26 protein-coding genes are annotated in these 25,804 nt (G+C 53.4%); 6 read left to right on the top strand and 20 right to left on the bottom strand.

Going from position 1 to position 25,804, the window contains the following annotated elements; genetic code table 11:
- Nucleotides 1-48: 48 nt before the first annotated feature.
- The 4 genes from ACH0WD_RS14070 to yfbV all read right to left on the bottom strand — a co-directional run bounded on the left by ACH0WD_RS14070 (nucleotide 49) and on the right by yfbV (nucleotide 3,654).
- Nucleotides 49-1,875: an SLC13 family permease gene (locus ACH0WD_RS14070; RefSeq protein ID WP_001012857.1), complete on the bottom strand. Its 1,827-nt coding sequence runs from the start codon at nucleotides 1,873-1,875 to the stop codon at nucleotides 49-51.
- A gap of 76 nt (nucleotides 1,876-1,951) precedes the next feature.
- Nucleotides 1,952-2,629: a sugar phosphatase gene (locus ACH0WD_RS14065; RefSeq protein ID WP_001555201.1), complete on the bottom strand. Its 678-nt coding sequence runs from the start codon at nucleotides 2,627-2,629 to the stop codon at nucleotides 1,952-1,954.
- On the bottom strand, nucleotides 2,622-3,116 hold the full coding sequence (locus ACH0WD_RS14060) for a YfbU family protein (protein WP_000426135.1): 495 nt from the start codon (nucleotides 3,114-3,116) through the stop codon (nucleotides 2,622-2,624). Before ACH0WD_RS14060 ends, ACH0WD_RS14065 begins: the two co-directional genes overlap by 8 nt.
- An 82-nt stretch (nucleotides 3,117-3,198) precedes the next feature.
- Entirely contained in the window at nucleotides 3,199-3,654 is a 456-nt protein-coding gene (gene yfbV, locus ACH0WD_RS14055; protein ID WP_000106617.1) for a terminus macrodomain insulation protein YfbV, read from the bottom strand.
- Nucleotides 3,655-3,993: 339 nt separating this feature from the next.
- Here yfbV and ackA point away from each other — a divergent pair, with 339 nt between their 5' ends.
- The 3 genes from ackA to yfcC all read left to right on the top strand — a co-directional run bounded on the left by ackA (nucleotide 3,994) and on the right by yfcC (nucleotide 9,155).
- On the top strand, nucleotides 3,994-5,196 hold the full coding sequence (gene ackA, locus ACH0WD_RS14050; RefSeq protein ID WP_000095689.1) for an acetate kinase: 1,203 nt from the start codon (nucleotides 3,994-3,996) through the stop codon (nucleotides 5,194-5,196).
- 76 nt (nucleotides 5,197-5,272) lie between these two features.
- Nucleotides 5,273-7,417: a phosphate acetyltransferase gene (gene pta / locus ACH0WD_RS14045; RefSeq protein WP_000086692.1), complete on the top strand. Its 2,145-nt coding sequence runs from the start codon at nucleotides 5,273-5,275 to the stop codon at nucleotides 7,415-7,417.
- Between the two features lie 217 nt (nucleotides 7,418-7,634).
- Nucleotides 7,635-9,155: a putative basic amino acid antiporter YfcC gene (yfcC, locus tag ACH0WD_RS14040; RefSeq protein ID WP_000117932.1), complete on the top strand. Its 1,521-nt coding sequence runs from the start codon at nucleotides 7,635-7,637 to the stop codon at nucleotides 9,153-9,155.
- 48 nt (nucleotides 9,156-9,203) lie between these two features.
- Here the strand turns inward: yfcC and ACH0WD_RS14035 are convergent, their stop codons facing one another.
- From ACH0WD_RS14035 to ACH0WD_RS14015, 5 genes are all read right to left on the bottom strand, one after another.
- On the bottom strand, nucleotides 9,204-10,157 hold the full coding sequence (locus ACH0WD_RS14035; RefSeq protein WP_000593034.1) for a transketolase family protein: 954 nt from the start codon (nucleotides 10,155-10,157) through the stop codon (nucleotides 9,204-9,206).
- Entirely contained in the window at nucleotides 10,150-10,980 is an 831-nt protein-coding gene (locus tag ACH0WD_RS14030; RefSeq protein ID WP_001103257.1) for a transketolase, read from the bottom strand. Before ACH0WD_RS14030 ends, ACH0WD_RS14035 begins: the two co-directional genes overlap by 8 nt.
- Nucleotides 10,977-12,368 (bottom strand): PTS ascorbate transporter subunit IIC, encoded by a 1,392-nt coding sequence (locus ACH0WD_RS14025; RefSeq protein ID WP_001518515.1) that lies wholly within the window; start codon nucleotides 12,366-12,368, stop codon nucleotides 10,977-10,979. Before ACH0WD_RS14025 ends, ACH0WD_RS14030 begins: the two co-directional genes overlap by 4 nt.
- Nucleotides 12,369-12,388: 20 nt before the next feature.
- A complete protein-coding gene (locus ACH0WD_RS14020; RefSeq protein ID WP_000699818.1) occupies nucleotides 12,389-12,661 on the bottom strand; it encodes a PTS sugar transporter subunit IIB in 273 nt (90 codons plus the stop codon).
- 80 nt (nucleotides 12,662-12,741) lie between these two features.
- Nucleotides 12,742-13,185 (bottom strand): PTS sugar transporter subunit IIA, encoded by a 444-nt coding sequence (locus ACH0WD_RS14015; RefSeq protein ID WP_000901810.1) that lies wholly within the window; start codon nucleotides 13,183-13,185, stop codon nucleotides 12,742-12,744.
- 252 nt (nucleotides 13,186-13,437) lie between these two features.
- Here ACH0WD_RS14015 and ACH0WD_RS14010 point away from each other — a divergent pair, with 252 nt between their 5' ends.
- The gene (locus ACH0WD_RS14010) at nucleotides 13,438-14,457 is read left to right on the top strand and encodes a LacI family DNA-binding transcriptional regulator (protein ID WP_000026949.1); all 1,020 of its coding nucleotides are present in this window, start codon (nucleotides 13,438-13,440) and stop codon (nucleotides 14,455-14,457) included.
- Nucleotides 14,458-14,462: 5 nt separating this feature from the next.
- On the opposite strand, the gene yfcD is transcribed toward ACH0WD_RS14010, so the two are convergent.
- Genes yfcD through yfcF form a run of 3 tightly spaced genes read right to left on the bottom strand, consistent with a single transcriptional unit; the run spans nucleotide 14,463 to nucleotide 16,325 of the window.
- Entirely contained in the window at nucleotides 14,463-15,017 is a 555-nt protein-coding gene (gene yfcD, locus ACH0WD_RS14005) for an NUDIX hydrolase YfcD (protein ID WP_000230215.1), read from the bottom strand.
- 56 nt (nucleotides 15,018-15,073) lie between these two features.
- Entirely contained in the window at nucleotides 15,074-15,625 is a 552-nt protein-coding gene (gene yfcE, locus ACH0WD_RS14000) for a phosphodiesterase (protein ID WP_000772458.1), read from the bottom strand.
- 55 nt (nucleotides 15,626-15,680) lie between these two features.
- Nucleotides 15,681-16,325 carry a glutathione transferase gene (yfcF, locus tag ACH0WD_RS13995; RefSeq protein ID WP_000043012.1) on the bottom strand — a complete coding sequence of 215 codons (645 nt, stop codon included), beginning with the start codon at nucleotides 16,323-16,325 and terminating at the stop codon, nucleotides 15,681-15,683.
- A 142-nt stretch (nucleotides 16,326-16,467) separates the two neighbouring features.
- On the opposite strand from yfcF, the gene yfcG reads away from it, so the two are divergent.
- Together yfcG and ACH0WD_RS13985 are read left to right on the top strand one after the other, a co-directional pair.
- Complete coding sequence (gene yfcG / locus ACH0WD_RS13990) at nucleotides 16,468-17,115, top strand: GSH-dependent disulfide bond oxidoreductase (protein WP_000566563.1); 648 nt, start codon at nucleotides 16,468-16,470, stop codon at nucleotides 17,113-17,115.
- Nucleotides 17,116-17,240: 125 nt separating this feature from the next.
- On the top strand, nucleotides 17,241-18,134 hold the full coding sequence (locus ACH0WD_RS13985; RefSeq protein ID WP_001166274.1) for a TIGR01777 family oxidoreductase: 894 nt from the start codon (nucleotides 17,241-17,243) through the stop codon (nucleotides 18,132-18,134).
- A gap of 51 nt (nucleotides 18,135-18,185) precedes the next feature.
- Here the strand turns inward: ACH0WD_RS13985 and hisP are convergent, their stop codons facing one another.
- The 8 genes from hisP to ACH0WD_RS13945 form a co-directional block, all read right to left on the bottom strand.
- Entirely contained in the window at nucleotides 18,186-18,959 is a 774-nt protein-coding gene (gene hisP / locus ACH0WD_RS13980) for a histidine ABC transporter ATP-binding protein HisP (protein WP_001293591.1), read from the bottom strand.
- 13 nt (nucleotides 18,960-18,972) lie between these two features.
- On the bottom strand, nucleotides 18,973-19,680 hold the full coding sequence (hisM, locus tag ACH0WD_RS13975; RefSeq protein WP_000569771.1) for a histidine ABC transporter permease HisM: 708 nt from the start codon (nucleotides 19,678-19,680) through the stop codon (nucleotides 18,973-18,975).
- Nucleotides 19,677-20,363, bottom strand: a complete 687-nt coding sequence (locus ACH0WD_RS13970; protein WP_000965495.1) for a histidine ABC transporter permease HisQ — start codon at nucleotides 20,361-20,363, stop codon at nucleotides 19,677-19,679. The genes hisM and ACH0WD_RS13970 overlap by 4 nt, the downstream gene beginning before the upstream one ends.
- Before the next feature lie 180 nt (nucleotides 20,364-20,543).
- Nucleotides 20,544-21,326 (bottom strand): histidine ABC transporter substrate-binding protein HisJ, encoded by a 783-nt coding sequence (gene hisJ / locus ACH0WD_RS13965; RefSeq protein WP_000731865.1) that lies wholly within the window; start codon nucleotides 21,324-21,326, stop codon nucleotides 20,544-20,546.
- A 237-nt stretch (nucleotides 21,327-21,563) separates the two neighbouring features.
- Nucleotides 21,564-22,346, bottom strand: coding sequence for a lysine/arginine/ornithine ABC transporter substrate-binding protein ArgT (argT, locus tag ACH0WD_RS13960; protein ID WP_000754423.1), 783 nt, complete (start codon nucleotides 22,344-22,346; stop codon nucleotides 21,564-21,566).
- Nucleotides 22,347-22,634: 288 nt separating this feature from the next.
- Nucleotides 22,635-23,204: a UbiX family flavin prenyltransferase gene (locus tag ACH0WD_RS13955; RefSeq protein WP_000825677.1), complete on the bottom strand. Its 570-nt coding sequence runs from the start codon at nucleotides 23,202-23,204 to the stop codon at nucleotides 22,635-22,637.
- Nucleotides 23,205-23,230: 26 nt separating this feature from the next.
- Entirely contained in the window at nucleotides 23,231-24,637 is a 1,407-nt protein-coding gene (locus ACH0WD_RS13950) for an amino acid permease (RefSeq protein ID WP_000380358.1), read from the bottom strand.
- Nucleotides 24,638-24,700: 63 nt separating this feature from the next.
- Nucleotides 24,701-25,804, bottom strand: coding sequence for an alanine/ornithine racemase family PLP-dependent enzyme (locus ACH0WD_RS13945; protein ID WP_000281901.1), 1,104 nt, complete (start codon nucleotides 25,802-25,804; stop codon nucleotides 24,701-24,703).

Below are 25,804 nucleotides of genomic sequence, written 5' to 3'. Positions count from 1 at the left end.
CCGTAGGCCTGATAAGCGCAGCGCCATCAGGCCTTTTCCTGCCTGGGGTTAAAACGGAAACAACATCGGAATCATCACAATACAAACCGCCATCACAATAAGCGTGAACGGCACGCCAAGCTTCACAAAATCGCTAAAGCTATAGTTTCCCGGCCCCAGAACCAGAGTATTGACCGGCGATGAAACCGGCGTCATAAAGGCGGCGGATGCCGCCATCGCCACCGCCATCGCAAACGGATAGGGCGACACCCCCATCGATTTCGCCGCCGCCAGCGCAATCGGCGCCATCAGCACCGCCGTTGCCGTGTTAGAAATGAACAGTCCTATGACGGCACACAGCACGAACAGGCATCCCAGCATCATATATGGCCCATAGCCGCCGCCGATATTCATTAACCCTTGCACGACCAGAGAGACGCCGCCGGTTTTTTGCAACGCCTGCGCAAACGGCATCATACCCACAATCAAGATAATACTCGGCCAGTGGATCGCTTTATATGCGCTTTCAGCATCAATACAGCGAAATTTTCCCATCAGCAGGCAGGCGATAATCGCCGCGATCGGGTTGGGAATTTCATCGGTCAACATCAGCGCCACCATCAGTACCAGGCAGAAAATGGCGTGCGGCGCCTGGCTGTGCGCAGGAGAGGCTTCGCTGACCTCGACCGGCATATTCAGCACCACAAAGTCGCGGCCTTTTTGCCCCAGCAGGCTGATTAACTTCCAGTTCCCCACGACCAGAATGATATCGCCCATCAATAACGGCTCATCGGCCAGCGACCCTTCCAGCGCGACGCCGTCGCGTTTCAGGCCGACCACATTCAGCCCGTAACGTGTACGGAAAGCGATTTCACGCACCGACTTGCCAATCAGTTCAGACTCCGGAATAAGCGAAATTTCCGCCATCCCGACATCCAACGCCTGATCGGAAAAATATTCTCCACGCAATACCATCGGTTCCAGCAGTTGCTCGGCGCAGAACTCTCTGAGGTCAACCTCCGCCGCCGACATATCAATCAGCAGAACGTCGCGAGCGCGAAACTCCGATACGCCGTTCACATTGACGATAACCCGCCGAAAGCGCCGCCAGCGTTCAACGCCGATGACATTGGCGCCGTAACGTTCGCGCAGTTTAAGGTCATCCAGCCGCTGCCCCACCATCGGCGAACCGGGGCGAATCGCCAGACGACGAGCGCGCCCTGTCAGACGGTACTCGCGGATAAGATCGCGGAAAGTGCGACGCTTACCGGCCTGTTGTCCGGGCGCATCGCCTTTTAGCATGAAGCGCATCACCAGCATATAAACAATGCCGAGCGCCAACACCACTATCCCCAGCGGCGTCACGCTAAAAAAGTTGAACCCGTGCAGGCCTTCACGCAGCAGTTCACTGTTAACCACCAGGTTCGGCGGCGTCGCCACCAGCGTCATCATTCCGCTGATAAGCCCGGCAAAACTCAGCGGCATCATCAGGCGCGAAGGCGAGGTCTGCATATGCATAGAAACGCTAAGAACAACGGGGATAAAGATCGCCACCACGCCGGTTGAACTCATGAAAGCGCCAAGTCCGGCGACGGTGATCATCAGTAAAACCAGCATTTTGATTTCACTGCTGCCCGCCATTTTAACCAGCCAGGTACCGACCACCGTCGCAACGCCGGTGCGTACGAGGCCATCGCCAATAATAAATAAGGCGGCGATAAGAATGACATTCGGATCGCTAAAGCCGGAGAAGGCTTCCGGAAGGGTCAAGGTACCGCTAAGGACAAAAGCAACAATGACGAATAAAGCCACCGCATCCATACGTACTTTGCCCGTCGCAAACAACACGACGGCAATCGCCAGTAAAGAGAGAACCCAAATCAATTCACCGTTCACAACATATCCTTGTCAGATGAGAAGATAACGCGATTCTGCCATAAATATGCCCCGCCAAAGCGGGGCGATATCATGATCAGGTCTTTCTTAACACCACCACATCGCCGTTTGGTTGTTTAGCGACCGATAATTGCGTCAGGCTATCCAACGCAAAATCAACATCCGCCAGACGCGGCGTGTCGGCCGGCGCATTGACCGCAATGACGTGGCAGCCCGCAGCCAGCCCGGACAGCACGCCAGCCGGGGCATCTTCTACTACGACGCACTCCTGAGGGGCCAGGCCAAGCAGTTGTGCGCCCAGCAAATACGCATCCGGCTCCGGTTTGCCGCGTTTGACTCGTTCGGCGGTGACAAACACCTCTGGCGCTGGAAGGCCCGCGACCTGATGGCGCGCACGCGCGACCGGCATTGAACCGGAGGTGACGATAGCCCACGGAATGCCCGCTTTATTCAGGTGATTGAGTAAATCGACTGCCCCCGGCAACGCGGTGATCCCTGCGGTTTCAGTGGCTTCTATTTGCTCCAGGCGCGTAAACTCAGCGGCAATTTCCGCCTCCGATTTACCCGCCATAAAATGCCGCAACGAGGTGATCGCCTGTTTGCCATGAATAAAGCCCAGCACCTCATCATGAGCAAGGTTAAAACGATCGGCCCAGCTACACCACGCGCGTTCGACGGCAGGTAATGAGTCAACCAACGTTCCATCCAGATCAAACAGAAAACCTTTACACTGCACGCGAGCCTCCTCAGGCATTAATGATTTGATTGATTTCATTCGCGCTCAGGTGGTACTGACGCGGGCAGGCATGCCAGACATTCAACATCCGCTGGTATTTTTCCCACATCGGCGTCTGGGCATTAAAGCCGTGCGTCCCGGCGTCAAAGTGAGTGTAGCGTCCTTCTATATTCACCATAAAACGGACATAGCCGAGGTAACGCGCTTCCGTCGCGGCGTCAAACCCCAGGAAGGTGACGCGACGTTCGTCGATGGCTTGCGTATCTTTGAGGTTGGTCCAGGAGACGTGCAGCGCATGGTACATCTCCATAATATCGATGATGGTACGACAGGTCTCTTCCGTCAGCTCGCCAAACTCGCGATCCAGCTCGCGCATCTGCAGGCCGTAGCCGCGTTCAATAATTGTTTGTAAGCGACGGTAACGCTCGGCGTTGGTGGGATCGAGCATCGTCATCATTTTGTACTGGTTAGACAAAATCAGACGTTGCGCGTTGGTCATTTCCATTTTGAACTCCTGTATCACGCTATAGCGATGAAAAAAAGAAGGCATTGGTATGCCTTCTTTTATATGCGTAATCCGGGGTCAATTACAAATCATCCAGGAAAGTTTTATCCAGTTGTTTGAAGGCGCGCTTAAGCGTGTCAGCTAATGCCTGGTAATCCGGCTTTCCTTCTACCGGCGCCAGCGCTTGTCCAGCCTCCTGCAATTTACCGCGAACTTCGTAAAACCAGTTAAGGATTGAAGGCGGCAATGGCGTCACAGAACGTTTCCCTAACCACCATAATCCCTGCATAGGCAAGCTCAGGGCGAACAGGGCGGTCGCCACGGCCGGACCTAACTGACCGCCCAGCGCTATCTGCCAGCATAATGTAAAGACGGCGACAGGCGGCATAAATCGTATGGCATAGCGCGTCATACGAATGACGCGGTTTTCGACGAAAACGGGCGCCAGCCGCTTTTCCATCGGCCACGTCTTCGCGTAGTGCTGCCCCCGGCGAAATAAGCTAAAAAAATTTACGGAGCGATTATCCGGTGTCGACATGGCCTACCTCAACTTCACATATAAAATTTAAAAAATTTGTGCAAAACAACAACTGCGAGGGACAACGTTCAAAACATTTTGTCTTCGATACCCACTATCAGGTATCCTGTGTCGGCCTGTCAAAGGCCGGTAGTTTAAAATCATTGAGTCGTCAATATTACACATAGTATGCCATTGGCTGAAAAATACGCAAAATGGCATAGACTCAAAGGTATTTCTTCCATCATGCCCAAAAAAACTCCTGCGCATGATGTTAATCATAAATGTCAGGGCTATCATGCGCTACGCTCTATGGCTCACTGACGTTTTTTTAGCCACGTATCATAAATAGGTACTTCCATGTCGAGTAAGTTAGTACTGGTTCTGAACTGCGGTAGTTCTTCACTGAAATTTGCAATTATTGATGCAGTTAATGGTGATGAATACCTTTCTGGTTTAGCCGAATGTTTCCATCTGCCAGAAGCACGCATCAAATGGAAAATGGACGGCAGTAAACAAGAAGCGGCTTTAGGTGCAGGCGCCGCTCACAGTGAAGCGCTGAACTTTATCGTTAACACTATTCTGGCACAAAAACCAGAACTGTCTGCGCAGTTAACTGCAATTGGTCACCGTATCGTACACGGCGGCGAGAAGTATACCAGCTCCGTAGTCATTGATGAGTCCGTCATTCAGGGCATCAAAGATTCCGCCTCTTTCGCACCGCTGCATAACCCGGCTCACCTGATTGGTATCGCCGAAGCGCTGAAATCTTTCCCGCAGCTGAAAGATAAAAACGTTGCAGTATTCGACACCGCCTTCCATCAGACCATGCCGGAAGAATCTTACCTGTATGCCCTGCCGTACAGCCTGTATAAAGAACACGGCGTTCGTCGCTATGGCGCACACGGCACCAGCCACTTCTATGTAACTCAGGAAGCGGCAAAAATGCTGAACAAGCCGGTAGAAGAACTGAACATTATCACCTGCCACCTGGGCAACGGCGGTTCTGTTTCCGCTATCCGTAACGGTAAATGCGTGGATACCTCTATGGGTCTGACCCCGCTGGAAGGCCTGGTCATGGGTACCCGTTCCGGCGATATCGACCCTGCGATTATCTTCCACCTGCACGACACTCTGGGCATGAGCGTGGATCAGATCAACAAAATGCTGACCAAAGAGTCCGGTCTGCTGGGTCTGACTGAAGTGACCAGCGACTGCCGTTATGTTGAAGACAACTACGCCACCAAAGAAGACGCAAAACGTGCGATGGACGTTTACTGCCACCGCCTGGCGAAGTACATCGGTTCTTACACCGCTCTGATGGACGGTCGTCTGGATGCAGTCGTGTTCACCGGCGGTATCGGTGAAAACGCCGCGATGGTTCGCGAACTGTCTCTGGGTAAACTGGGCGTGCTGGGCTTTGAAGTCGACCACGAACGTAACCTGGCGGCCCGCTTCGGCAAATCTGGTTTCATCAACAAAGAAGGTACCCGTCCGGCGGTGGTGATCCCAACCAACGAAGAACTGGTTATCGCGCAGGACGCGAGCCGTCTGACTGCCTGATTTCACACCGCCAGCCTCGCTGGCGGTGCTGTTTTGTAACCCGTCCCCAAAAGACGGTAACGAAAGAGGATAAACCGTGTCCCGTATTATTATGCTGATCCCTACCGGAACCAGCGTCGGCCTGACCAGCGTCAGCCTCGGCGTCATCCGTGCTATGGAACGCAAAGGCGTTCGTCTGAGCGTCTTTAAGCCTATCGCCCAGCCTCGCGCTGGCGGCGATGCGCCTGACCAGACCACTACTATCGTTCGCGCGAACTCTACCCTGCCGGCGGCTGAACCGCTGAAGATGAGCCACGTTGAATCTCTGCTCTCCAGCAACCAGAAAGACGTGCTGATGGAAGAGATCATCGCGAACTACCATGCGAATACCAAAGACGCGGAAGTGGTGCTGGTTGAAGGTCTGGTTCCGACCCGTAAACATCAGTTCGCTCAGTCTCTGAACTATGAAATCGCGAAAACGCTGAATGCGGAAATCGTTTTTGTCATGTCTCAGGGTACCGACACGCCAGAACAGTTAAACGAGCGTATCGAACTGACGCGCAGCAGCTTCGGCGGCGCGAAAAACACCAACATCACCGGCGTTATCATCAACAAACTGAATGCGCCGGTTGATGAACAAGGCCGTACTCGCCCGGATCTGTCGGAGATCTTTGACGACTCTTCCAAAGCGCAGGTGATCAAAATCGATCCTGCTAAACTGCAGGAATCCAGCCCGCTGCCGGTTCTGGGCGCGGTGCCGTGGAGCTTCGATCTGATTGCGACCCGCGCTATCGATATGGCGCGTCACCTGAACGCCACCATCATTAACGAAGGCGATATCAAAACCCGCCGCGTTAAATCCGTTACGTTCTGCGCGCGTAGTATTCCGCATATGCTGGAACATTTCCGCGCAGGATCGTTGTTAGTGACCTCCGCTGACCGTCCGGACGTACTGGTCGCAGCTTGCCTGGCCGCGATGAACGGCGTAGAAATCGGCGCCCTGCTGCTGACCGGCGGCTATGAAATGGACGCACGCATTTCTAAACTGTGCGAACGCGCATTCGCCACCGGTCTGCCGGTCTTTATGGTGAACACCAACACCTGGCAGACTTCGCTGAGCCTGCAAAGCTTCAATCTGGAAGTCCCGGTTGATGACCATGAGCGCATCGAGAAAGTTCAGGAATACGTCGCGAACTACGTTAACGCTGAGTGGATCGAGTCGCTGACCGCCACTTCCGAGCGTAGCCGTCGTCTCTCTCCGCCGGCGTTCCGCTACCAACTGACTGAGCTGGCGCGTAAAGCCGGTAAACGCGTAGTGCTGCCGGAAGGCGACGAACCGCGTACCGTCAAAGCGGCGGCAATCTGCGCTGAACGCGGCATCGCCACTTGCGTACTGCTGGGCAACCCGGATGAAATCAACCGCGTCGCGGCATCTCAGGGCGTTGAGCTGGGCGCAGGTATTGAAATCGTCGATCCGGAAGTGGTGCGTGAAAGCTATGTCGCTCGCCTGGTTGAGCTGCGTAAGAGCAAAGGCATGACCGAACCGGTTGCCCGCGAACAGCTGGAAGACAACGTGGTGCTCGGCACGCTGATGCTGGAGCAAGACGAAGTCGACGGCCTGGTTTCCGGCGCGGTTCATACCACCGCCAACACCATCCGTCCGCCGCTGCAGCTTATTAAAACGGCGCCGGGTAGCTCCCTGGTCTCTTCTGTGTTCTTTATGCTACTGCCGGAACAGGTTTACGTTTACGGCGACTGCGCAATCAACCCAGACCCGACTGCAGAGCAGCTGGCAGAAATCGCGATTCAGTCTGCGGATTCCGCCATTGCCTTCGGTATCGAACCGCGTGTGGCAATGCTCTCCTACTCCACCGGCACCTCTGGCGCGGGCAGCGACGTAGAGAAAGTACGTGAAGCGACGCGTCTGGCGCAGGAAAAACGTCCTGACCTGATGATCGACGGTCCGTTGCAGTACGACGCCGCGGTCATGGCTGACGTAGCGAAATCCAAAGCGCCGAACTCGCCGGTTGCGGGTCGCGCTACCGTGTTCATTTTCCCGGATCTGAACACCGGTAACACCACCTACAAAGCGGTACAGCGTTCTGCCGACCTGATCTCCATCGGGCCGATGCTGCAGGGTATGCGCAAGCCGGTGAACGACCTGTCCCGTGGCGCGCTGGTTGACGATATCGTCTACACCATCGCCCTGACGGCAATTCAGGCTTCTCAGCAGCAGCAGTAACAGTAAAAGCTAATGCCGGATGGCGGCGTGAACGCCTTGTCCGGCCTACAGGTGAGATACCGTTGTAGGCCGGACAAGACGCGTTAGCATCGCCATCCGGCATTCTGCTATTTACCCTACAAAGCGGAATTTTTTGCTTAACTGCGCTGCATCAATGAATAACTATTCCCTTCTTCTCATACTTAGCCTCTTTGCTTTGCAACAGGGATAGTCTGTCATGTCTGTCGTTACAGAATCAAAAACAGCCAGAAAATGGGCAATGCCCGATACGCTGGTCATCATCTTTTTTGTCGCCATTTTAACCAGTATCGCTACCTGGGTCGTCCCCGTTGGGATGTTTGATAGCCAGGAAGTGCAGTATCAGGTCGATGGTCAGACAAAAACCCGCAAAGTCGTCGACCCGCACTCTTTTCGCATTGTGACCAATGAGGCCGGGGAAGCGCAGTATCATCGCGTACAATTTTTCACTACTGGCGATGAAAGACCAGGGCTGATGAACTTTCCGTTTGAAGGGTTAACATCCGGATCGAAATTCGGCACTGCCGTCGGCATCATTATGTTTATGTTGGTGATTGGCGGCGCATTCGGCATCGTGATGCGTACCGGCACCGTGGATAACGGCATTCTGGCGCTTATTCGCCACACGCGGGGCAACGAAGTCCTGTTTATTCCGGTGCTATTTGTCCTCTTTTCGTTAGGGGGCGCCGTATTTGGCATGGGCGAAGAGGCGGTCGCCTTTGCAATTATCATAGCCCCGCTGATGGTCAGGCTGGGCTATGACAGCATTACCACCGTCCTGGTGACCTATATCGCCACCCAAATTGGCTTTGCCAGTTCGTGGATGAACCCTTTTTGCGTAGTCGTCGCCCAAGGGATTGCCGGCGTGCCGGTACTTTCCGGCTCCGGACTGCGTATTGTGGTCTGGATTGTCGCCACGCTGATTGGGCTGGTTTTTACGCTGGTCTACGCCTCACGCGTGAAAAAGAATCCGCTGCTGTCCCGCGTCCACGAATCCGATCGCTATTTCCGCGAACAGCAGGATGAAGTCGTCCAGCGCCCTTTCACCTTCGGTGACTGGCTGGTACTGCTGGTCCTGACCGGCGTAATGATTTGGGTCGTCTGGGGCGTGATTGTCCACGCCTGGTTTATTCCGGAGATCGCCAGCCAGTTTTTCACCATGGGCGTGGTGATCGGCCTCATTGGCGTTATCTTCCGCCTCAACGGTATGACGGTCAACGTGATGGCGTCCTCATTCACCGAAGGGGCGAGGATGATGATCGCGCCCGCCTTGCTGGTGGGTTTTGCCAAAGGCATTCTGCTGCTGGTCGGCAACGGCGAAGCCGGGGAACCCAGCGTGCTCAATACGTTGCTTAACAGTATCGCGCATGGCATCAGCGGGCTTAATAATGCTATCGCCGCCTGGTTTATGCTGCTCTTCCAGGCGGTATTTAATTTCTTTGTCACGTCCGGTTCGGGCCAGGCGGCGTTAACCATGCCATTACTGGCGCCGCTCGGCGATCTGGTCGGCGTTAACCGTCAGGTGACTGTTCTGGCCTTCCAGTTTGGCGATGGCTTCAGCCATATTATCTATCCGACATCGGCCTCGCTGATGGCCACGCTGGGCGTGTGCCGGGTCGATTTTCGCAACTGGCTGAAAGTGGGGGCGTCGCTGCTGGGACTATTGTTTATTATGTCCAGCGTGGTCGTCATTGGCGCGCAGATGATGGGATATCATTGATCCAAAATGCCGGATGAGCACCAGCGCCATCCGGCAATATCTCCATGATTAAAGCAGTGATTTCGCGGCTTCTACAATCGCTGCGGCGGTGAGTCCGTACTCTTGTTGTAAGAAATCCTGCGTTCCTACCTGCCCATAACGCTCTTTGACGCCAACACGGCGCATCGGCACCGGGCAGTTTTCCACCAGCACTTCCGCCACCGCTGACCCCAGTCCATTATGGATGCTGTGGTTTTCACACGTGACGATACGCCGCGTTTTTTCCGCGTAGTTTTTCACCAACATGCGATCGATAGGCTTTAAGGTGAACATATCAATGACTGCGGCGCTCACGCCTTCCTGCTCCAGTTGGCGCGCCGCCTCCAGCGCCTCCGCCACCATAATGCCGTTGGCGATAAGCGTAATATCATCGCCCTCGCGCAGTACGTTGCCCTTGCCAATGGTAAAGGTAGAGCCTGGCGCATAGATACTCGTCGCCTGCTTACGGATGGTACGCAGCCAGTAAAAACCGTCCAGGTCCATTAGCTGGCGTAAAATATCCGCGAACATCACCGCATCCGTCACCTCCAGTACTACGGAGTGTGCCAGCCCGCGAACAATCCCCATATCTTCAAAAGACATATGGGTGCCGCCGTTATGGCACGCTGTCACTCCGGCATCGGAGGCGATCACTTTGACGTTGTTACGCTGATAATCCAGCGCCATGAAGAGCTGATCAAAACAGCGACGGCTGGCAAAAGCGGTAAAGGTATGCACAAACGGTTTGCGACCGGTCAGCGCCAGTCCCGCCGCCGTGCCAATCACATTCGCCTCCATAATACCGCAGTTAATGACATGCTGCGGGTAGTCACGCGCCACGCTGTCCATCGCCATTGAGCTCATTAAATCAGCCTCAAGCGCAATAATTGGGCTTCCGGCCTCAATCTGCCCGGCGACAAAACCGGCGTAAACTTTGCGCATTTCGATATCGTCTTTAAGCCCTGCGGGCGCAAGCTTAATCATGCATGACCTCCAGTTGATGAATGGCCTCATTGAGCGTCTGCTTCATGCCATCCGTCAGGCGTAAGTGGTGAGAATTCGTTAACTGCTCCAGGCATGGCACCCCCTGCCCTTTAATGCTGTCAAGGATCACAACCCGTGGCCGGGCATCGGCGGGCGGCACAGGCTGAACCACCGCCAGTAGTCCGGCGATATCATCGCCTTTGACGGTGACGACATCGAAACCAAACGCGCGGAATTTCCCTTCCAGATCGAATGGATTGATAATCTCCTCCAGCTCGCCGTCAAGCTGCTGTTTGTTCCAGTCAATGAAAACGGTCAGATTATTCAGGCGGTGGTGGGCAATAAACTGAAACGCCTCCCAGCACTGCCCTTCATTGAGCTCGCCATCGCCGACAATGCAAAATACCCGGTTGGGTCGCCGCGCCAGTTTATGCGACAGCGCCATTCCGCCCGCAATAGAGATGCCCTGTCCCAGTGAGCCGGTCGTGGCGTCCACGCCGCGCGTTTTTAGCCGATCCGGATGGCTGGGAAGACGGGTGCCGTTCTGGTTAAGCGTATTCAGCTCTTCGAGCGGGAAATAGCCTTTAATCGCCAGGGTACTGTACAACGCGGGGCCCGCATGGCCTTTCGACAGTACGAAGTAATCGCGCTCCGGCCAGTCCGGGTCGGCAGGGTCGATTTTCATCACCGCGCCGTACAGAACCGCCAGAGTTTCCACTACCGACATGCTGCCGCCATAGTGACCAAAGCCAAGATGGTTTAAGGATTTGAGCGTGGCGACGCGAATGTCGCGCGCCAGTTGGGTGATTTCGGTTACGTTCATTCTTTCGCTCCGCTATTTTCCTGCACTTCGGCATTCGCTTTTTTGTTTTTGGCCAACACGTTGTACGCCACCAGTAGCGCGAATAGCGCCACCACCAGCCCCGTGATAGCCATCGGCGACAGATAACGCGCCAGGTTGCCCAGCAAAATACCGATTACGCCAAAGTCAGCATCCGAGAACGTGGTATTGGCGAAGCCGATCGCGCCGAGAACCGGCAGTAACAGCACTGGCAGGAAAGTGATTAATAGACCATTAGCAAATGCGCCGATCATCGCCCCGCGGCGACCGCCGGTGGCATTGCCAAAGACGCCTGCGGTCGCGCCGGTAAAGAAGTGCGGCACAACGCCTGGCAGGATTAACACAAGCTTCATCTGTCCCAGCAGGAACAGACCCACCAGCCCGCCGAGAAAACTGAACAGGAAGCCAATCAGTACCGCGTTAGGGGCATAGGGATACACCACCGGGCAGTCCAGCGCCGGACGCGCGTTTGGCACCAGTTTTTCTGAAAAGCCGGTAAAGGCCGGAACAATTTCAGCCAGAATCAGACGGACGCCTTGCAGAATGATGAACACGCCGGCGGCGAAGGTGATTGCCATGATGATGGCGTACACCAGATAGTTTTGCCCGCCGCTAAACGTCGCTTCGACATACTCACGCCCTGCGCTGACTGCCATGATCAGATAGATAATCATCATGGTCAGCGAAATCGAGATAGAACTGTCGCGTAAAAAACTGAGATTTTTCGGCAGGTTCATCTCTTCCGTGGAGCGGGAGCCTTTACCACACAGGCTGCCAATCCAGCCGGAAAGCACATATCCCAGGGTACCGAAGTGACCAAACGCAATGTCATCGGTACCGGTAATCCGCCTCATATAACGTTGGGCCAACGCCGGGAAGAAGGCCATCACCAGCCCCAGGATTAGCGATCCGGTGAAGACCAGCCCTACGCCCTCAAACCCCGCCACGGTCAGGATTACGCCAATCATACAGGCCATGTAAAAGGTGTGATGCCCGGTCAAAAAGATATATTTAAGACGCGTAAAGCGCGCCACGACAATATTGGCCACCATACCAAATGCCATAATTAACGCCGTGGACGCGCCATATTTTTCCAGCGCGATTGAAACTATCGCTTCATTATTAGGAATAATACCCTGAATATTAAAAGCGTGTTCAAACATACCCCCTAGCGGGTTTAATGAACCCACCAGTACGGTTGCGCCACCGCCAAGCACAATAAAACCTAAAATGGTTTTAATCGTGCCTTTTACCACATCGGAAAACGCTTTTTTCTGCGCCACCAGACCAATCAGCGCAATTAACCCCACAAGCACCGAGGGCACTTTTAAAATATCAACAACAAAATTCAGCGTTTCAAGGATAAACATATCCACCTCGCCAGCAATAATTATTGTTTAGCGAACCATGCGCGCAGCTGCGTTTCCAGTTCGTTGATGTCGATGATGTTATTGATCACCACCAGTTGGCTTTCCGGTACGCTGGCGCTGGCCGCGATATCTTTGGCCATTACAAAAAGATCGGCAGCCCCGGGCGTGGCCGATGAGAGATCGGAGTGTTCCACCTCGGCGTCAATATTGAGTTTCTTTAATACTTTTTTAATGTTCATTTCTACCATAAAACTACTACCCAGGCCGGAACCGCAAATTGCCATGATTTTCATTATTGTCACCTTTTAAAAGTAGAGTTGGTCTGCATCACGCACGGGCGTAATGTTATTTACCGCAAGAAAATGGAATAAAATCAGAAACGGTCAATAATCGTTTTAATGTCCTCCAGGTTTTTTGCCTGATGTAATTTTTCCATATCTACATCACTGGAAAATAATTCCGCCAGCGCCGATATCATTTCGATATGACTGTGCTTATCAGGCGCCGCCAGCATAATAATGATGTCAACCGGATCGAATTCGTCTGCGCCAAATGAAACGCCGCGCTGTAGTTTCAGTAACGATAAACCTAACCCTTTCGCCCCCTCTTCCGGCCTCGCATGCGGCATCGCTAACCCTGGCGCTAATACATAATACGGCCCAAGCTTTTGGTGCTGCTGAACAATCGCCGTAATGTATTCCGGTGCGATAACACCTGCGTCCAGCAGGGGTTTGCCGCAAATTTCCAGCGCCTGCGGCCACGTTTCCACGCTCTCCTGTAGCGTGATGGTTGCGTCAGATAACCAGGTTCCCAGCATGTTATTCGCCCCCACGGTGTATGAAATTATGAACAAACTTTATTCAAGCCATTCGATATTAGCTGCGATCGTTATCACAAAGATAGCGCTACCAGCGACTATTACTCAGAATTGTGATAGCGCTATCAAATTAAAATCATGGTGTGAAATCACAGCAAAAAAGCGGATTTAAGGCGTATACTGCCAGTCATGCGAAGCAAAGAACGACAATAAAAAAGCATCTCAACATGTTGTAATGACGCAGGAATTTGTATGTCGATACCCCGTAAACGGCGCAGTACCGGTAAAGTGACTATCGCCGATGTAGCCCAACTTGCCGGTGTAGGCACGATGACCGTATCACGAGCCTTACGCACGCCGGAACAGGTCTCTGATAAACTCCGGGAGAAAATCGAAGCGGCAGTGCATGAGCTGGGCTATATGCCCAATCTCGCCGCCAGCGCGCTGGCGTCTGCCTCCTCGCACACCATCGCGATGGTCGTACCGAACCTTGCGGAAGCGGGGTGTTCTGAAATGTTCGCCGGGCTGCAACAAATTTTACAGCCCGCTGGCTACCAGATTATGCTGGCGGAATCGCAACATCGCGTGGAACAAGAGGAGAAGCTGCTCGAAACGCTGCTGGCCTCCAACATTGCCGCGGCGATTCTGCTTAGCGTCGAACATAGCACTACCGTGCGCCAGTGGCTGAAAAATGCCTCTATCCCGGTGATGGAGATGGGCGCGATTCGCAGCGATCCTATTGATATGAATATCGGTATTGATAACGTTGCGGCAATGTATGAGCTGACGGAAATGCTGATTCAGCGCGGTTATCAGAATATCGGGCTGCTATGCGCCAATCAGGAACAGTGGATTTTTCAGCAACATCTGCACGGCTGGTACAAAGCGATGCTTCGCCACCATATGTCGCCAAACCGGGTGATTAATGCCGCCTTGCCGCCCAATTTTTCTACCGGCGCGTCGCAGCTGCCGGAGTTTTTACTGGCGTGGCCGGAGCTGGACGCGCTGGTATGCGTATCGGATGAGCTGGCCTGCGGCGCGTTATACGAGTGCCAACGACGGCGGATCAAAGTTCCGGACGATTTAGCGGTGGTCGGGTTTGGCGATAGCGATGTCAGCCGGGTCTGCCAGCCGCCGTTAACCACAATGGCCGTACCGCACCGTAAGATTGGCAGTGAAGCCGGACGGGCGCTGTTGGAAAGGTTAAATCAGGGAAACTGGAGCGATCGAAAATCCATCGCCTCCAGTTTATGTATGCGGGAAAGCTGCTAAAACGCTTATTCCGTCTCTTCCGGTTTCTCCTGGAGCGCGGCTTCGTTTTTGGCGTTGCGGGTCATCCACAGCGCCAGCGCTTTGAGCGAGTCCGGCGTAAACTCATCACAGCGCGCGGTGATCTCCTCCGGAGTCAGCCAACACACTTCGCTGACTTCATCTTCCTGAAGCGCGAAAGGCCCGTGGGAAACGCAGCTAAACAGAGCGCCCCAAACCCGGCAATGTTGGTCTTCAAAGTAAAACAGACCGTGTTCGGCAAACGGCACGCCTGCAATACCCAACTCTTCTTCCGCTTCGCGGCGGGCAGATTCCAGTAGCTGCTCATCAGCCTGGACCACGCCGCCTGCGGTAGCATCTAACATACCGGGCAAAAAATCTTTTGTTTCGGTACGACGCTGCACCAGAATTTTACCCATACCATCATGAACGACGATATACGTCGCACGATGCCGTAAGCGTTGCGCACGCATCTGTTCCCGGCTGGACTGTGCAATGACTTCATTGTCTTCATTCACAATATCCACCCATTCCGTACTTGCCAAACGACGCTGTTCCACCATCAGGAAACCTTCTTATTTCTGGCGCTCTTACGGCGCATTTACGTTTGTGAGGTAAATTACGAGTTAATTGCAACCTGCGCAATGATACTTTGATCATTGAGTGCGATTACGCTCAACACATTATCATCCAGAATACCGTAGCTTGCCGCATACCCGCCTTTCGGGATGCTCACTGACCCAGGATTAAAGTGATACAGTCCTTCCTGCTGTTGCGCCACCGGCAGATGCGTATGACCATAAACCAACACATCGCCAGTATGCAGAGCGGGCAGATTCGTCGGCCCGAAGAGGTGCCCATGCGTTAAAAATAGCCGCCTCTCTTGCGTCAATATTTGCTGCCACGGCGCTGTTATCGGGAAATGCAGCAGCATCTGATCCACTTCGCTATCGCAGTTGCCGCGCACGGCAATGATTTGCGTCGCCACCGCGTTCAGGCGTTCGGCGACCTGGGCGGGCGCATAGCCTTCAGGCAGCGCATTGCGCGGCCCGTGGTTAAGGACATCGCCTAATATCACCAGCCAACGCGCGCCGCTTTGCGCGAACCGCTCAAGCACCCGTTCCGTGGCGGGTAAAGAACCATGAATGTCCGATGCGAACATCAGTTTCATCGCTCACTCCTCGTTGTGAAAAACGGCGTTATGATACTGGAATATGAATAGATTTTCAGCCTGAACGCTTCGAGGAAAGCGCAATAAAACGCTGTACGGAAGCACGCTGCCACTGGAATGTCGCATATGCCGCCAGCGATGTCGGCACGTCATCGCCATGCAGCGCCAGACGATTGATCATCAATGCCAGATCGGTATCGGCAATGCACCATTCACCAAATAAATTTTGCGTCCCCTGCCCCAATAGCGCTTCAGCCGTCGCAAACAGTTTTGCCGCGCTGGCTTTTCCAGCCTCGCTTAACGGCGCTTTTTTCGCCCCGGCAAACACCACGTCGGTAGGCCGTTCTTCGCGAAGCGGCAGTAAATCGCTGCGTAGCCACGCCTGAATCTGTCGCGCGCGGGCGCGTTTTTGTAAATCGTGCGGGTAGATACGCTCCCACTGCGGCGGCGCGAAACGCTCCTCCAGGTATTCCGCAATAGCGGACGACTCGCTCAACTCAAAATTGTCGGCCTCAAGCACCGGTACGCGCTGCGTCAGCGCATATCCCCGCCAGCCAGGTTGCAGATGTTCTCCCTGGTCCAGATCGCGGGTTTTCAGAGTAAAGGAAAGCCCTTTTTCTTGTAATGCCACCCAAGCGGACAAGACGTAGGGAGAGAAAAAGTTCGCATCCGACCACAGCACAATAACAGGCTTACTCATAATGTCCTCTTGAGGGCGTATTAAGTTTCTTCCCAAAATATAGCGTCTTTCGCCTGCTGTCACCTGATGAAAACTCACACACATCAGGAGGCTTTCTATACTTAATTCAGCCCAGACTCTTTACGCATATGCAGGAGCCAAAATGATTGACCTTTACTACGCCCCCACGCCCAACGGGCATAAAATAACGCTGTTTCTGGAAGAGGCGGAGCTGGCGTATCGTTTGCTAAAAGTAGATATCAGCAAGGGCAATCAGTTTCGCCCTGATTTTTTGGCTATCTCTCCCAATAATAAAATTCCTGCCATCGTCGATCACGCCCCGGCAGACGGCGGTCAACCGCTTAGTCTTTTTGAATCCGGCGAAATTCTTCTCTACCTGGCGGAAAAAAGCGGCAAACTGCTTAGCGGGGAGCTGCGTGAACGCCATACCACGCTGCAATGGCTGTTCTGGCAGGTCGGCGGGTTAGGGCCGATGCTGGGCCAGAATCATCACTTTAACCATTTTGCGCCGCAGGCCATCCCCTATGCGATTGAACGCTATCAGGTTGAAACGCAACGCTTATACAACGTCCTGAATAAACGCCTGGAAACCTCCCCGTGGCTGGGCGGCGACCACTACAGTATTGCGGATATCGCCAGTTGGCCGTGGGTTAACGCACATCAGCGTCAGCGAATCGATCTTGATACCTACCCGGCGGTGTATAACTGGTTTGAACGCATTCGCACGCGTCCTGCGACAGCGCGCGCACTGTTACAAGCGCAACTGCACTGTAACAGTACGAAAGCGTAACGCGGTAGCATACATCATGTATGATGTAGAGGTGTATACACGGAAAAAACCTGCGTCCGGCACCCTTATTCGTATTAAAAACCTGACATTAGGGAAGAGGAAATCCTCCCTACTCTGGAGGTCATATGCAGATTCTGATTACCGGCGGTACGGGCCTGATAGGGCGTCATCTCATTCCCCGGCTGTTAACACTGGGGCATCAGGTGACGGTTGTTACGCGCAATCCCGATAACGCGCGTCAGATTCTCGATTCCAGAGTGACATTATGGAAAGGGCTGGCGGAACGTGAGCACCTCAATGAGATTGATGCCATCATCAATCTGGCGGGCGAACCGATTGCCGACAAGCGCTGGACGTCGCAACAAAAAGAACGGTTGTGCCAAAGCCGCTGGGCTATCACGCAAAAGTTGGTGGATTTAATTCATGCCAGCGCTACGCCGCCCTCGGTGTTGATATCCGGCTCCGCCACGGGCTATTACGGCGATCTGGGCGACGTTGTCGTCACTGAAGATGAGCCGCCGCACAACGAATTTACGCATAAACTTTGCGCCCGCTGGGAACAGATTGCCTGTCGTGCGCAGAGCGACCAGACCCGCGTCTGCCTGCTGCGTACCGGCGTTGTCCTGGCGCCGCAAGGCGGGATTCTGGGGAAAATGGTTCCGCCGTTTCGCCTCGGGCTCGGCGGTCCGGTGGGTAATGGTCGACAATATCTGGCCTGGATTCACATCGACGATATGGTCAACGGCATCCTGTGGCTGCTGGATAACGATCTTCGCGGTCCCTTCAATATGGTCTCGCCGTATCCCGTCCATAATGAGCATTTTGCTCATGCGCTGGGTCGCGCGCTGCGCCGTCCGGCGATTATTCGCATTCCGGCGACGGCAATTCGCTTATTGATGGGAGAGTCGTCAGTGCTGGTATTGGGCGGACAGCGGGCGCTGCCAAAACGGCTTGAAGCCGCCGGATTCGCATTTCGCTGGTATGATTTAGAAGAGGCGCTGGCGGATGTGATTCGCTAGTTCCTAAAGCGCCGTATCCTGCCCGGTAAGCGATGCGCCGCCGGGCTTCTTTTATTTCAGCGAGCCTTTCAGGAATTGCTGTAAACGCGGGCTTTGCGGATTGCCGAACACCTGCTCCGGATCGCCCTCTTCTTCAATTTTCCCCTGATGCAGAAAAATAACGTGCGAAGAGACATGGCGGGCGAAGCCCATTTCATGCGTGACCACCACCATCGTTTTGCCTTCTTCCGCCAGTTGTTGCATGATGCGCAACACTTCGCCGACCAGTTCAGGATCGAGCGCCGATGTGGGTTCATCGAACAGTAAAACGTCAGGTTCCATCGCCAGCGCGCGCGCAATAGAAACGCGCTGCTGTTGGCCGCCGGAGAGATGGACGGGATATTTGCCCTGAGCGCGCTCATCAATCCCCACCTTCGCCAGATATTTCAACGCCCGCTCGCGCGCGTCGTGCTTGCTTAATCCCAGTACCTGAATCGGCGCTTCCATCACATTTTCCAGCACCGTCATGTGGCTCCAGAGGTTAAAGTGCTGAAACACCATCGTCAGACGGGTACGCAACAAGCGTAGCTGATTTTTATCCGCCACTTTGAGCTGCCCGTCTTTGTCGCGCACCAGATTAATGTTCTGACCGTTCACGATAATCGCGCCTTCGCTCGGTTTTTCGAGGAAGTTAATACAGCGCAAAAAAGTGCTTTTACCGGAGCCGGACGAGCCGATGATGCTAATCACATCTCCGGCGCGGGCCTGCAGCGATACCCCTTTCAGCACTTCATGACCGCCGTAGCGTTTGTGCAAATCGATAACGTGTAATTTATTTTCTGACATCATGTTACTCGAATTATTTAGAGGACACGTGCTGCAACCAGCGTCTTTCCGCCCGACGGAACAGGCTTATCAGGACATACGAAATGAGTAAATACAACACGGCGGCAATGCCAAACGCGGTAAACGGCTGGTAAGTCGCTGAGTTAATATCGCGGGCGATTTTCAACAAATCCGGCACCGTCGCGGTAAACGCCAGCGCCGTAGAGTGCAGCATTAAAATCACTTCGTTGCTGTAGGCAGGCAAGGCGATGCGTAATGCCGACGGCAAAATAATGCAGCGATACATTTTAAATGACGAGAAGCCATAGGCCCGTGCCGCTTCAATTTCACCGTGCGGCACCGAACGAATCGCCCCCGCGAAAATCTCCGTGGTATACGCGCAGGTATTCAGCGTCAGCGCCAGTACGGTACAGTTCAGTCCGCTGCGGAAAAACGCGTTAAGAAGATCGGTGCCTTTGACTATCTCCAGCGTATACATCCCCGAATAGAACACCAGTAGCTGTACGTACAGCGGCGTGCCGCGAAAAATATACGTAAACAGCCAGATGGGAAAACGGATGAATTTATTACTGGAAACGCGACCCACCGCCAGAATCACTGCCAGAAGACCGCCCATCACCACCGATGAAATTAACAACCACAGCGTAATCGCCACGCCGGTAAAACGATAGCCATCCGTCCACAGCAGGGATTTCCAGTACTCCTGAATGATCTCAATCACAAATCGGCCCTCTTCACGCCCACGGAATAGCGACGCTCAAGTAAGAGCAGCACACCATTGGAAACGGTGGTGAATACCAGGTAGATAAGTCCACAGACCACAGCAAAATAGAAAGGCTCCCAGGTGCTTTTACCGGCAAGCTGCGTGGCTTTGACGACATCTTCCAGGCCCAGCAGCGACACCAGCGCCGTCGCTTTGAGTATCACCTGCCAGTTATTGCCGATCCCCGGCAGGGCGTAACGCATCATCGCCGGGAACATAATCCGCCGGAAGGTTTGCCCGTGGGTAAAACCAAAAGCCGTCGCCGCCTCGATATGGCCTTTCGGCACCGCCATAAACGCGCCGCGAAAGGTTTCGGTAAAATAGGCGCCGTAGATGAAACCAAGGGTGATAATACCGGCCACCATCGGATCAATATCTATCTGGTCGATACCCAGCGAATCGGTCACCACGTTAAGCGCGATTTGCAATCCGTAAAATATCAGCAGCATTAAGACCAGATCCGGCACCCCGCGAATCAGGGTGGTGTATCCTTCAAAAATAAGCCCCGTTATCCGGTTTTGCGAAAGCTTCGCCCCCGCGCCGACAAGACCAATAAGCACGGCCAGCACCACGGAACTGAGCGCCAGTTCCAGCGTGACGATCGCGCCCTGTAAAATTACGCCTGAAAACCCGTACAACATGCAGCCTGTCCTGTTGTGTGTGGTGAAGTAAGAAGCCTCTTTTGCATTTTTGCCTCACATCACGCCGGATGGCGGCTGTGCCTTGCCCGACCTACGATGCTCCGTAGGCCTGACATGCACAGCGCCATCAGGCAATGCAGACAGTCAACATTCTTTGGGCTTTATCTGCACCGACGGTGATTAACCGCCATAAACATCAAAATCAAAGTACTTTTTCGCCAGCTTTTCGTAAGTACCGTCAGCACGCATTTCAGCAAAGGCTTTGTTCAGCGCTTCGCGCAGCTCGTTATCCTCTTTGCGCAGCCCCATACCGGTTCCTACGCCGAATAACTTCTCATCTTTCACCGCCGGGCCGCCGAATTTATAGTCTTTTCCGACGGGCTGTTTAAGGAAACCTTCGCTGGCCGCGACCTCGTCCTGGAACGCTGCATCAATACGACCAGCCGTCAGATCGGAATAAATGTTGTCCTGCCCCTGGTAAGAGACGATCTCAATCCCTTTCGGCGCCCAGTGCTCATTGCCGAAGGTCTCCTGCGTCGTCCCCTGTAGCACGCCGACGCGCTTGCCTTTCAGCGACGCGATGGTCGGCTGAATATCAGAGTTCTTCGCCACCACCAGACGGGAATCAGCGGCGTAAAGCTTGTCGGTAAACGCGATTTCCTGCTGGCGCTTTTCAGTGATGGACAGCGAGGACATGATGGCATCAATTTTCTTCGCTTTTAAAGACGGAATCAGCGCATCCAGCGGGTTTTCCACGAACGTACACTGTGTGTTGATACGTTTGCACAGCTCTTTGGCCAGATCGATATCAAAGCCGACCAATTCACCTTGTGCATTTTTGGATTCAAACGGTGCGTATGTAGGATCGGTACCGATACGAATTTTTTGTGGAATAGCGGCAAATGCTGCGGTAGCGCTGGAAAATGCCAGCACCAGAGAAAGGGATAACGCCAGTTTTTTCATAACTATCCTCAACAGACTGTCTTTCCAGGAGATCTTTACAGATCCGATGCGACTATCGTGCCATTAATCAGGCCGACAAGGCAAAGCATTCTACCTTGTCAGCCGGTTTATTTTGCATAAAAATCGATTAAGTATGCATTTATGCGCCTGTTCCGCAACGGCTTATGCACCAAAAAGGTGCAAAACATCTATTTTGCACCGTGATAGTTCCCCAGCGCGGCGCGTTATCCCCTTCCCTCAATCGCCGTAAACATTAAAATCGAAGTACTTTTTGGCCATTTTGTCGTAAGTTCCGTCCTGGCGCAGTTCGGTCAGCGCTTTATCAAACGCGGCTTTTAGCTCGGTATCGTCTTTACGCAGCCCAACCCCCGTCCCGTCGCCAAAATATTTTTTATCCTTCACGGAAGGACCGGCAAACGCATACTCTTTGCCCGCTGGCTGCTTCAGGAAACCTTCGCTGGCGGCGACTTCATCCTGCAATGCGGCATCCAGACGACCGGCGGTTAAATCGGAATAGATAAGATCCTGGTTAGCATAAGCCACCACATCCACACCTTTAGTGCGCCAGTTATCATTGGCGTAAGCCTCTTGCGTGGACCCTTGCAGCACGCCGACATGCTTGCCTTTCAGCGATTCCAGCGTCGGCTGAATGGGAGACCCTTTTGCCGCAATCAGGCGTGAATCCGCCGCGTAAAGTTTGTCGGAAAACGCAATTTCTTGCTGGCGTTTATCGGTGATAGAGAGCGATGAAATAATGGCATCAATTTTTTTCGCTTTTAGTGAGGGAATAAGCGCATCAAAGTCGCTGGCGACCCAGGTACATTTCACCTGCATACGCTTACACATTTCATTACCGAGATCGATATCAAAGCCAATAAACTCGCCTTTGGCATCTTTTGATGAGAAAGGCGCGTAGGTGGTATCTGTTCCAATACGAACCGTTTGCGGGAGCGCGGCGTAACTGGCCGCCGTCGCGCCCAGACCTATCAGCAAAGACAAAGCGAGAACGGTCTTCTTCATACATACCCCTCAAGTGGCGTCATTTTCTTATGTTTTACGTGGTGTTGTGTGTTTGCAGACTTTTTCATGCAGGTCTTATGCCATTTTCACGTCAGCAAAACGATTCGACGTTAAATTTGTTAATAAAACGTTGCAATATTGTCCTGATGTTGAAGATAGCAGGTATGACGGTTGAACCGCAGCGTTTCGACGGCTTTTAACGAATTAAATGTTGAGGATATGATCGCGGTTACAAAATTGCCCTGAAACAGGGCAACAGGGACAATAATGCACGCTAAACAGACAACGCTATGCGCCCTGCCAGCGAACAAAAAGATCGTGCGGAAGGGGGATATCAAACTGATCCAAAACTCGGTTAACCGTTTGATTTATAACATCATCTAACGTCTGAGGAAGATGATAAAAAGCCGGAACCGGCGGCATAATCACCGCGCCTATCTCAGCGGCCTGGGTCATTAAACGCAAATGCCCGATATGCAGCGGCGTTTCGCGCACACACAGCACCAGAGGTCGCCGCTCTTTTAATATCACATCCGCCGCGCGGGTAAGCAGTCCGTCAGTATAACTGTGGACAATCCCCGACAGCGTTTTAATCGAACAAGGCAAGATAACCATTCCCGCCGTCGGGTAAGAGCCCGAGGAAATGCTGGCGGCAATGTCGCGCGCATCGTGCGTCACATCGGCCAGCGCCTGCACCTCGCGCAGCGAAAAATCGGTCTCCAGCGCCAGCGTTTGCCGGGCCGCCTGGCTCATCACCAGATGCGTTTCCACGCTATCGACATCGCGCAAAATTTGTAATAAGCGCACGCCATAAATCGCTCCGCTGGCGCCGCTAATTCCTACAATGAGTCGTTTCATGTTCTCTTACCGTTTACGAGCGCCGTTCATCCCACTGTGTTACGTAATCGGCTCAAAGTGGGTCTGAAGAGATACCATGACAAAAGAATCCCTATCATAAAAGCCAGCTCAACCAACATTATCACTACCCCTTGCTCACTAAACCAGGTGCCGACCATAATGGCAAAATTGGTGATAATGACAAATCGGGCCGTCCAGGGGAAAAGCGGCGATCGATAGCGTAGCAAATCGCTGGCGTACGTTCCATTACGCACCGATTGTCGGAAGCGATACTGGCACCATCCAATGGTTATCCATGCCAGGCAACCCACCTGCCCGGTACTGGCGATCAGATATAAATAAAATTGCTGTGCGGGAATATAGCGGGTCAGCAACGACACCAACGCCAGCAAGGCCGTGATTAAAATAGCATACACCGGCACGCCGCCGCCGTTCGTTTTACCAAAGCAGGCTGGCGCAAAGCGATCGCCCGCCATAGACCACAGCATACGCGAACTGGCGTAAATGGCCGAGTTAGCGGCAGAAACCGCGGCGGAAAAGATCACCAGCGTCATCAGCGTATCCGCCCCCGGAATGCCCGCGTGGGAGAATACCCATACAAAGGGACTTTGTCCATTTGGCGTCAGTTCATGCGGATAGACCAGCGCCAGCACCGCAATCGCCAGGCCGTAAAACAAAATGATTCTGAGACCGATCCCCAGGATCACTTTCGGTAAAATAATGTGCGGCGATTCGGTCTCCCCTGCCGCATTTCCTACCAGTTCCACCCCCTGGAAGGAGTAAATCACGATCGTCATACAGACCACAATTTGCTCCCAACCGTGGGGAAACCACATTCCGTCTGCTTTTAATGTCGGGTGCCAGCCACTATGGCCCATTAGCGAGTAGATCATGACCCCGCCCGCGCAGATAAACAGCACGATCGCGAAAACCTTAATGGCCGAAAGCCAGTATTCGCATTCGCCAAAACTTTTTGCGGAGGTAAGATTGATGGCCGTCAGGATAAGCAGAATCGCCAGGCAGAACATATATACCGGAACCGCGGGGAAAAACTGGTGAGCAATAAACCCTGCGGCAGTGAGGTCGGCCGCCAGGGAAAAGACCCAGCTAAACCAGTAAAGCCAGCCAATGGTATAGCTCCAGCAAGGTGACGGCATAAACATCAGCGCGTAATGTTGAAATGAACCGGAGTGAGGAAAGGCGCATGATAATTCGCCAAGACACATCATCGTCGCCAGCATAATGGTTCCGGCAAACAGATAGGCCAGTAAGGTTCCCGCCGGCCCGACGCTGCTTAACGGTTCGGCAATGCCGATAAATAAGCCGGTGCCAATCGTGCCGCCCAGCGACATCATCAGCAGGTGCCGCTTCTTCAGGTTACGCCGCAGACCGCCTTCAGGCTCTGCTGGCGGAGATTGTTGCAGGGTATCCATCGTTACTCCCTGTCTTTCGTGAGGTCAAAGATGCCGCCGCGACATAGCCGCGGCGGTTATGCGTTAACGCGTAAACCTCCAGGCGACGCCTTTGGTCTGGCAGGCCATTAACAGGCCCGTATAATCCAGCTCAAAGCGAACCACATCGCCTACTTTTAGCGACTGACGACAATCTTCAATATCCACCAGCGTATGATCGCTGGTTTGCCCTAAGATAGTGATAGCGTCGTCGCATGGCACACAGTTATCCGACGGCACATCCTGGCGACCAAACGCCAGCAATGCGCGTCGGCGTATGCCACGATCGACAAAGGTTTTACTTTGCAAAAAGGCATCGACGCCCAGCTCCCCGACCGGGACGGTCGGTTTACTGTTCAGTTCGATGATTTCCGCTTCCAGGATATACATATCGGAACAGGCTTTATCGACCGGTTTTGCGGAGTGGTGAAATTCATTCAGGTATTTCATGTCCACATATTCAATGCCGAATTCATGCAGTCCGCCGATGCGCAGATGATTCAGCCCCTGCGGCCAGATACCTTTATCCAGCAGGTGATAGCTGGTGCAGTTTCCCGCAGAAAGCCGCCGGACAGGAATACCGCTGTCGGCTTCCAGCCGGGCGGCCAGCGCCAGAAAATCCTCGCCATTTTTTACCGTTGGCAACACGGTGCCGTAACAATTAAAGTTGGTGCCCAGTCCATATAATTCCAGACCAGGCAGACCAGTAATCAGAGTCACGGTCTCAAGAATGCGTTGATATTCACCAAACCAGATACCCTCGCGTAAATCGCCCATATCCACCATCAGTAATACCTGATGCGTTTTCCCCTGGCGTTGGGCTTCTTGCGATAATGCCCGTAATACCACCGGCTCGCTATTTAAACTAATATCCGCGTAGCGCACCACATCTTCGATTTCACTCAGACACGGGCTGCGTAACAGGCAAGTCGTACATCCTGTCTCGCGTATTTTTTTCAAATTATAGGTTCGTGATTCAGCAATAACGGTAATTCCGCCGTTGAACACCGCCTGTGCAGTTTCCACGCAGCCGTCAAAAACTTTATTGACAGCCATCACGTCAATACCGCTGCTTGCCAGCAGAGCTTTTTCCATGCGGGCGTTTTCTTCCAGCTTGCGTAGATTTATTTCCAGAACTGGCATATACAT

It is taken from the genome of Salmonella sp. 2020_1395 (assembly GCF_043848115.1).
Lineage (GTDB): Bacteria > Pseudomonadota > Gammaproteobacteria > Enterobacterales > Enterobacteriaceae > Salmonella > Salmonella enterica.
This window is presented reverse-complemented; position numbering and strand designations above follow the sequence as displayed.

Bases quoted from the DNA above. Each gene is read 5' to 3' on its own strand.
- yfcD (WP_000230215.1), bottom strand. From the start codon at position 15,017: ATGGTGGAACAGCGTCGTTTGGCAAGTACGGAATGGGTGGATATTGTG.
- yfcE (WP_000772458.1), bottom strand. From the start codon at position 15,625: ATGAAACTGATGTTCGCATCGGACATTCATGGTTCTTTACCCGCCACG.
- yfcF (WP_000043012.1), bottom strand. From the start codon at position 16,325: ATGAGTAAGCCTGTTATTGTGCTGTGGTCGGATGCGAACTTTTTCTCT.
- ACH0WD_RS14030 (WP_001103257.1), bottom strand. From the start codon at position 10,980: ATGAACGTAACCGAAATCACCCAACTGGCGCGCGACATTCGCGTCGCC.
- ACH0WD_RS14010 (WP_000026949.1), top strand. From the start codon at position 13,438: ATGTCGATACCCCGTAAACGGCGCAGTACCGGTAAAGTGACTATCGCC.
- ACH0WD_RS13950 (WP_000380358.1), bottom strand. From the start codon at position 24,637: ATGGATACCCTGCAACAATCTCCGCCAGCAGAGCCTGAAGGCGGTCTG.
- ACH0WD_RS14020 (WP_000699818.1), bottom strand. From the start codon at position 12,661: ATGAAAATCATGGCAATTTGCGGTTCCGGCCTGGGTAGTAGTTTTATG.
- ACH0WD_RS13955 (WP_000825677.1), bottom strand. From the start codon at position 23,204: ATGAAACGACTCATTGTAGGAATTAGCGGCGCCAGCGGAGCGATTTAT.
- ACH0WD_RS14035 (WP_000593034.1), bottom strand. From the start codon at position 10,157: ATGATTAAGCTTGCGCCCGCAGGGCTTAAAGACGATATCGAAATGCGC.
- yfbV (WP_000106617.1), bottom strand. From the start codon at position 3,654: ATGTCGACACCGGATAATCGCTCCGTAAATTTTTTTAGCTTATTTCGC.
- argT (WP_000754423.1), bottom strand. From the start codon at position 22,346: ATGAAGAAGACCGTTCTCGCTTTGTCTTTGCTGATAGGTCTGGGCGCG.
- ACH0WD_RS14060 (WP_000426135.1), bottom strand. From the start codon at position 3,116: ATGGAAATGACCAACGCGCAACGTCTGATTTTGTCTAACCAGTACAAA.
- ACH0WD_RS13970 (WP_000965495.1), bottom strand. From the start codon at position 20,363: ATGTTGTACGGGTTTTCAGGCGTAATTTTACAGGGCGCGATCGTCACG.
- ACH0WD_RS13945 (WP_000281901.1), bottom strand. From the start codon at position 25,804: ATGTATATGCCAGTTCTGGAAATAAATCTACGCAAGCTGGAAGAAAAC.
- ackA (WP_000095689.1), top strand. From the start codon at position 3,994: ATGTCGAGTAAGTTAGTACTGGTTCTGAACTGCGGTAGTTCTTCACTG.
- hisJ (WP_000731865.1), bottom strand. From the start codon at position 21,326: ATGAAAAAACTGGCGTTATCCCTTTCTCTGGTGCTGGCATTTTCCAGC.
- ACH0WD_RS14015 (WP_000901810.1), bottom strand. From the start codon at position 13,185: ATGCTGGGAACCTGGTTATCTGACGCAACCATCACGCTACAGGAGAGC.
- yfcC (WP_000117932.1), top strand. From the start codon at position 7,635: ATGTCTGTCGTTACAGAATCAAAAACAGCCAGAAAATGGGCAATGCCC.
- yfcG (WP_000566563.1), top strand. From the start codon at position 16,468: ATGATTGACCTTTACTACGCCCCCACGCCCAACGGGCATAAAATAACG.
- ACH0WD_RS13985 (WP_001166274.1), top strand. From the start codon at position 17,241: ATGCAGATTCTGATTACCGGCGGTACGGGCCTGATAGGGCGTCATCTC.
- hisP (WP_001293591.1), bottom strand. From the start codon at position 18,959: ATGTCAGAAAATAAATTACACGTTATCGATTTGCACAAACGCTACGGC.
- ACH0WD_RS14065 (WP_001555201.1), bottom strand. From the start codon at position 2,629: ATGCCTGAGGAGGCTCGCGTGCAGTGTAAAGGTTTTCTGTTTGATCTG.
- ACH0WD_RS14025 (WP_001518515.1), bottom strand. From the start codon at position 12,368: ATGTTTATCCTTGAAACGCTGAATTTTGTTGTTGATATTTTAAAAGTG.